The 5,489-nt window shown below is 55.4% G+C and carries 4 protein-coding genes and 1 pseudogene; 2 read left to right on the plus strand and 3 right to left on the minus strand.

The window, feature by feature from the left end; all coding sequences use genetic code 11:
• Positions 1 to 557 precede the first annotated feature (557 nt).
• The 3 genes from EST62_RS07260 to hpt all read right to left on the minus strand — a co-directional run bounded on the left by EST62_RS07260 (position 558) and on the right by hpt (position 4,158).
• Complete coding sequence (locus tag EST62_RS07260; protein WP_129051441.1) at positions 558 to 2,180, minus strand: sigma 54-interacting transcriptional regulator; 1,623 nt, start codon at positions 2,178 to 2,180, stop codon at positions 558 to 560.
• Between the two features lie 20 nt (positions 2,181 to 2,200).
• Positions 2,201 to 3,361, minus strand: coding sequence for a homocitrate synthase (gene nifV / locus EST62_RS07265; protein WP_167599232.1), 1,161 nt, complete (start codon positions 3,359 to 3,361; stop codon positions 2,201 to 2,203).
• A 269-nt stretch (positions 3,362 to 3,630) separates the two neighbouring features.
• Complete coding sequence (gene hpt, locus EST62_RS07270) at positions 3,631 to 4,158, minus strand: hypoxanthine phosphoribosyltransferase (RefSeq protein ID WP_129051442.1); 528 nt, start codon at positions 4,156 to 4,158, stop codon at positions 3,631 to 3,633.
• 89 nt (positions 4,159 to 4,247) lie between these two features.
• Here hpt and EST62_RS07275 point away from each other — a divergent pair, with 89 nt between their 5' ends.
• Both EST62_RS07275 and EST62_RS07280 read left to right on the plus strand, forming a co-directional pair.
• Positions 4,248 to 4,991 carry a Fic family protein gene (locus EST62_RS07275; RefSeq protein WP_129051443.1) on the plus strand — a complete coding sequence of 248 codons (744 nt, stop codon included), beginning with the start codon at positions 4,248 to 4,250 and terminating at the stop codon, positions 4,989 to 4,991.
• 65 nt (positions 4,992 to 5,056) lie between these two features.
• Positions 5,057 to 5,395: pseudogene (locus EST62_RS07280) on the plus strand (KilA-N domain-containing protein); the annotation flags it as partial.
• Positions 5,396 to 5,489 lie beyond the last annotated feature (94 nt).

Here is a 5,489-nt window from a genome sequence, read left to right on the forward strand (position 1 = left end):
GTGTAGTTTTTTCTGACTTTTCGCATGGTGAATTCCTCCGTTTTTGTACTCTAACTCAAACGGCTGAATTCTCCAATTTACGCTGAACCAAAACAGTTCATGTTTCTTTTTTTGGGCTAACATTGTTTATACTGATCCGCCTAAACCGCAGATTTTTGAATTTCAGTCCATATAAGACGCAATCGAAAAACCATTCTGAATGTCGGTAATAATAAGTTTTTTAACCACTTAGGCGCTAAATCGCGTTTTATTTTTACTTCTTATATGGATCGGCATAAAAACAACTTTAAAATCAAACCACCTATCAGCAATTCCGTCGGTCGTGTCGCATTGTATATGTACTGCTCATTCGGAAGGCCGTCTCGGGAGGGGTACTGCTTAAGCTCGACGGCGAGGCTTACGCTTTCTATTTACGAAGATTACAAGATTTTCACAAGCGCAAAATCCAGACATCAACAGGCAACGCCATTCAACTGATTCACCGCATGAGCGCGGAGTAAATCAAGCGAATGGCGTTCCGATTTATTGACGCCTCAACTTATCAGCGTCCCGTTCCTTTACGCCCGGAACTTCCGGTAGTCGATGTTGAATTTCTTCATCCTCAGCCCCATGATTCTGTCCGACAGGCCGAGTTGGGTGGCGGCTTTGGTCATGTTGCCTTTGGTGCGCTTGAGCGCTTCGATAATCATCTCCTGTTCGATGGCGTCGAGCTTCTGCTGCAAGTCGCCGGTGTAGGGCGTGCCGCTCGACTCCGCCGTCTGGAGCGACGGCGGCAGGTGGTAGCCGTGGATGACGTTGTCCTCGCTCAGAATCACCGCGCGCTCGATGCAGTTCTGCAACTCGCGCACGTTGCCGGGCCAGTGGTAGCGCATCAGCATGTCGATGGCCGTGGTTGAAATCCGGCGGATTCCCTTGTGGTTGGCCGTGTTGAACTTTTCGATGAAGTAGTCGGCCAGCAGCAAAATGTCGGTTTTGCGCTCGCGCAGCGGCGGCACGGTGATCGGGAAGATGTTGAGCCGGTAGTAGAGATCCTCGCGGAAGCTGCCCTGCTGGATCTGCTCTTCGAGGTTCCTGTTGGTGGCGGCGATGATGCGCACGTCGGTCTTGACGGTCTTCGCTCCGCCGAGCCGCTCGAACTCCTTCTCCTGGATGATCCGCAAGAGCTTGGCCTGCGTGCTGAGGCTCAGTTCGCCCACCTCGTCCAAAAAAATCGTGCCGGTGTCGGCCAGCTCGAAGCGTCCTCGCCGCAGCGCGGCAGCTCCGGTGAAGGCCCCTTTTTCGTGACCGAACAGCTCGCTTTCGACGATGCTTTCGGGCAGCGCGGCGCAGTTGAACTTGATGAAGGGCTTGCCGTTGCGCATACTCTTGTAGTGGATCGCGTTGGCGACCAGCTCCTTGCCGACGCCGCTTTCGCCGAGAATCAGGGCCGTGGCGCTGGTTTTGGCGATCTTGTCGATCATCCGGAACAGGCTCATCATCGGCTTGGTGTTGCCGATGATGTTGGCGGGTCTTTCCGCTTCGGAGACCTCCTCGTCGGTCACCCCGTTGATATGCCGGAATCCCTGCGCGGGAGTTTCTGTTCGCTCGTGCGTGCTGTCGATGTGTTTTTCGTCGTCGAGCTGCTTGATGCGAACCGCCTGCGAGATCATGGCCGCGATGATGGAGAGTAGATCGACATAGTATTGCAGAATATCGACCCGGTCGCTTTTGCGCCGGAGGTTCTTGTTGCCGTTTTCGGCGGGAACGGGAATCCGGCGGTCGGCGCTCAAGGTGCCGATCACTTCGCTGCCCGCCATGATCGGCACGCAGATAAAGCACAGCTCATCCTTATTTTCTTCGACTCTCGACCGGGTGCGGTCCAGGAAAAGCGGCTCTTCGTCGATGCGTGGCACGACCGACGGCTTTCCGGTTTCGACCACCTGACCGATGATGCCCTCGCCGACCTTGTAACGTGCGAGCTGACGCTGCTCGTCGCTTAGCCCGAACGATTCGTTGATGACCATCTCGCCGGTGCTCCGGTTCAGAATGGTGACCATGCCGCGGAGCATGTTCATGTGTTCCGACAAGATGAAAAGCACCAGGCGAAGTACTTTGCTGATATCCTCCTCGTTGTTGACGGTTCTGCTGACTTCGGCAAGAAGGCTGATGCTGCTCTGTTCCTGTTCCTGTGCTATGAGCATGAAAACTTGTTCTTCGATAGTTAAGCTTGCTTGATGAGTGCGCTGTTGCGGATCGCGTCGATCTCGTCGGTGCGGAGCGCCCGTTTGAGGCGATCGGCGTGGCTGCGGATCAGCTCAAGCAGTTCGCGGGCCTCCTCTTTGGAGACCGAAATTCCGCGCCGGCTGAAATGGGCGATGACCGCCGCCGTGCCCGAATGCTTGCCGATCACCATCTCAAAATCGCCGCGCCCGACCCGCGATGGCAGAAATGGCTGGTAGGAGAGCGGATTCTGCAACAAGGCCGCGCAATGGATGCCCGATTCGTGCTCGAAGGCCGAGCGGCCCACCACTGGCTTCTGCTCCTGAATGACGCGCCCGGAGGCCGCCGCCACCGCATCGCAAAGCACGGAAAGCTTTTCGGTGTCGAGCCGCGAGGCGAAGCCGCCGGAGAGCGCGAGCGCCATCGACAACTCTTCGAGCGCCGCGTTGCCAGCCCGTTCGCCGAGGCCCGTCACCGAAACGCTGACCGCCTCGAATCCCGATTCGAGCGCCGTGAAGGCGTTGGCCGTGGCCATGCCAAGATCGTTGTGCGCATGGAACTCCAGCGGCAGCGCCGAGCTCTGGCGCAACGCTGCGCCGAGTGCCATCACCGACACCGGCGTGGCGACCCCCACCGTATCGGCGATCCTGAAGCGCTCAGCTCCGGCTGTTTCGGCATCAAGCATGAAACGTTGCAGGAACTCGATGTCGCTTCTCGTGGCATCCTGCCCACCAACGCTGACGAAATCGAACCATTCGCGGGCTTTGGACACCATCGCGTGGAGCTGCTCCTGAATCCAGCCATCCTCCTTGTGCATCAGCTCCAGATAGAGCCGCGAGGCCGGAAAGCTGATGTGCACCGCATCGGTGCCGCACGCCGCGGCCAGCTCGATGTCGGCCATGTTGGCCCGCGACCACGAGGTCAGCCGCACCGGCAATTTCATCGCCACGATTTCGCGAATCACCTCACGCTCGGCCTGGCTGATGGCCGGGTAGCCCACCTCGATCTCATCGACGCCGGTTTCGGCAAGAAGTTCAGCGATGCGCTTTTTTTCGTGTGGGTTGAACACCACGCCCGGCGCCTGCTCTCCGTCCCGGAGGGTCGTATCGATGATCCACGGCTTGCGGATCACTCCAAGGCTGATTTCAGTGCGGGCTGGCATGGATGTTTTTTTCTGGCGTTTTGACTTGGTTGATTGCTTTGATTTAGGTGAATATAAAACTAATCCTAAAAATATTAGGGCATAAAACGGATTTGAGAGAAAAAAACAGACATTATGGTAATATGGCCGGATGCTGCAAGGAGAAAGCGGGGTTGAAGAGAGGGCTTACATGTAACAGGGTTTCAACCCTGCGGACAGTCATAGCTCTTACATTCATGTTGCCCCGGTTTTTAAACCGGGGGGGACGGGTTGGCGGAAAGACTCGCCCTTCACCGATTCGCGATGGCGATAAAGGGCAGTTCGCGATGCCTGCCGTCAAGGTCGAGGCCGTAGCCGACGACGAAATGATCGGGAATGGTGAATCCGGTGTAGTCGGCCTCGATGGGCGCTTTTCGGGCCAACGGCTTATCGAGCAAGGCGCAGATGCGCAGGGAGGCGAGATGCTGGTTTTGCAGCTCCACCACGATGCTCGAAAGGGTGAGGCCGGTATCGATAATGTCCTCCACCAGTAGCACGTGCTTGCCATCGAGATCGAAAACGCCATCGTTCTCAAGCGTCACTTCGCCGGATGAGGCGCGACCCGCGCCATAACTCGAAGCCCGGATGAACTCGACGCGGCACGGCACGCTGAGCTGCCGAACCAGATCGGCTGCGAAGATGAACGCCCCCTTCAGCACGCAAACCACCGTCAGCTCGTTGATTCCAGCAAGATCGCCGGAAATCTCCGCGCCCAGCTCCGCGACACGAGCCGCGATGCGCTCGGCGGAGATGAGCGCTTTGAAGGTGGTGGTTGACATGGCGCTCAATTTTTGGTTTATCATGCTGCAAAACAATATAATTGATGGTGGGTTATCACGCAGGCAATGAAACTGGAGGGGATTATCCGATGAACTTCGACAAACTCGATGCGCTGAAGAAAAGGCTTGACGGGTTCAGACCGCTGAGTCCGGAGGTGGTGCGCAATCTGCACGATGACCTTGTGGTTCGCTGGACGTACAACTCCAACGCCATCGAGGGCAATACACTGACCCTGAAGGAGACGAAGGTGGCGCTCGAAGGGATCACCATCGGCGGCAAGACGATGCGCGAGCATTTCGAGGCGATCAATCACCGGGAGGCGATTCTGTTTGTCGAGGATTTAGTCGGGAAGAACGAGCCACTGTCAGAATGGCAGATCAAGTCGTTGCACCAGCTTGTGCTGAAAAATATCGATGACAAAAATGCCGGTCGGTACCGGACGCAGAATGTCGTGATTTCAGGCGCGGAACATCGCCCGCCGGATTATCTGAGTGTGCCGACGGCGATGGAGGATTTTATCCGGCAGAGCGCGATCAATCGGGATCGATTGCACCCGGTCGAATACGCCTCAAGGGTTCATGCGGATTTCGTGAAAATCCATCCTTTCGTCGATGGCAACGGAAGAACCGCGCGGCTGCTGATGAACCTCGAACTCATGAAAGCCGGATTTCCCCCGGCAGTGCTCCCCGTTGAAGAGCGCCTTCGCTACTACGAAGCGCTGGATCAAGCGCATTGCGAGGGAGATTACGAGCCGTTTATGGCGCTGATGGCTGAAACGGTCGAACAGGCATTCGAGCCGTACTGGTATGTTTTGGGGGTGGGAATGGGATAGAGGAACATCTCCAAAGGCAAATAATCTCGCCTCAGTCATTTCAAACGGAAACAGGAGATAGTTTTATGAAAACCAACAAAACAATAGAAGTCCAAGGGATCAGAATAGCCTTGTATAGTAAGGATGAGATGGATTTTATCTCTTTGACCGATATGCTCAAAGCCAAAGATGGTGATTTTTTTATAGCGGACTGGCTCAGGAATCGAAATACTGTAGAGTTTCTCGGAATCTGGGAACGGGTGCACAACCCCGATTTTAATTATGGCGAATATGCCACAATTAGAAGTCAGGCCGGATTAAATAGTTATAAAATCAGCGTCAAGGAGTGGGTTGCCAAAACAAATGCCATCGGGCTTGTCGCCAAAGCGGGGCGATATGGCGGCACTTATGCCCATAAGGATATTGTTTTGCCTCAGCTGGAAATGGAGAATCGGGTTTGCTGAGTTAGTTGGTTGATGGTGTCTGTTGTTGTCGAAATCTTAGCGGAAGCAAGGGGTG

The sequence above is a fragment of the Chlorobaculum sp. 24CR genome (assembly GCF_004118635.1).
Lineage (GTDB): Bacteria > Bacteroidota > Chlorobiia > Chlorobiales > Chlorobiaceae > Chlorobaculum.

Coding starts and splice junctions, on each gene's coding strand:
- nifV (WP_167599232.1), bottom strand. CDS start 3,361: ATGCCAGCCCGCACTGAAATCAGCCTTGGAGTGATCCGCAAGCCGTGG.
- hpt (WP_129051442.1), bottom strand. CDS start 4,158: ATGTCAACCACCACCTTCAAAGCGCTCATCTCCGCCGAGCGCATCGCG.
- EST62_RS07275 (WP_129051443.1), top strand. CDS start 4,248: ATGAACTTCGACAAACTCGATGCGCTGAAGAAAAGGCTTGACGGGTTC.
- EST62_RS07260 (WP_129051441.1), bottom strand. CDS start 2,180: ATGCTCATAGCACAGGAACAGGAACAGAGCAGCATCAGCCTTCTTGCC.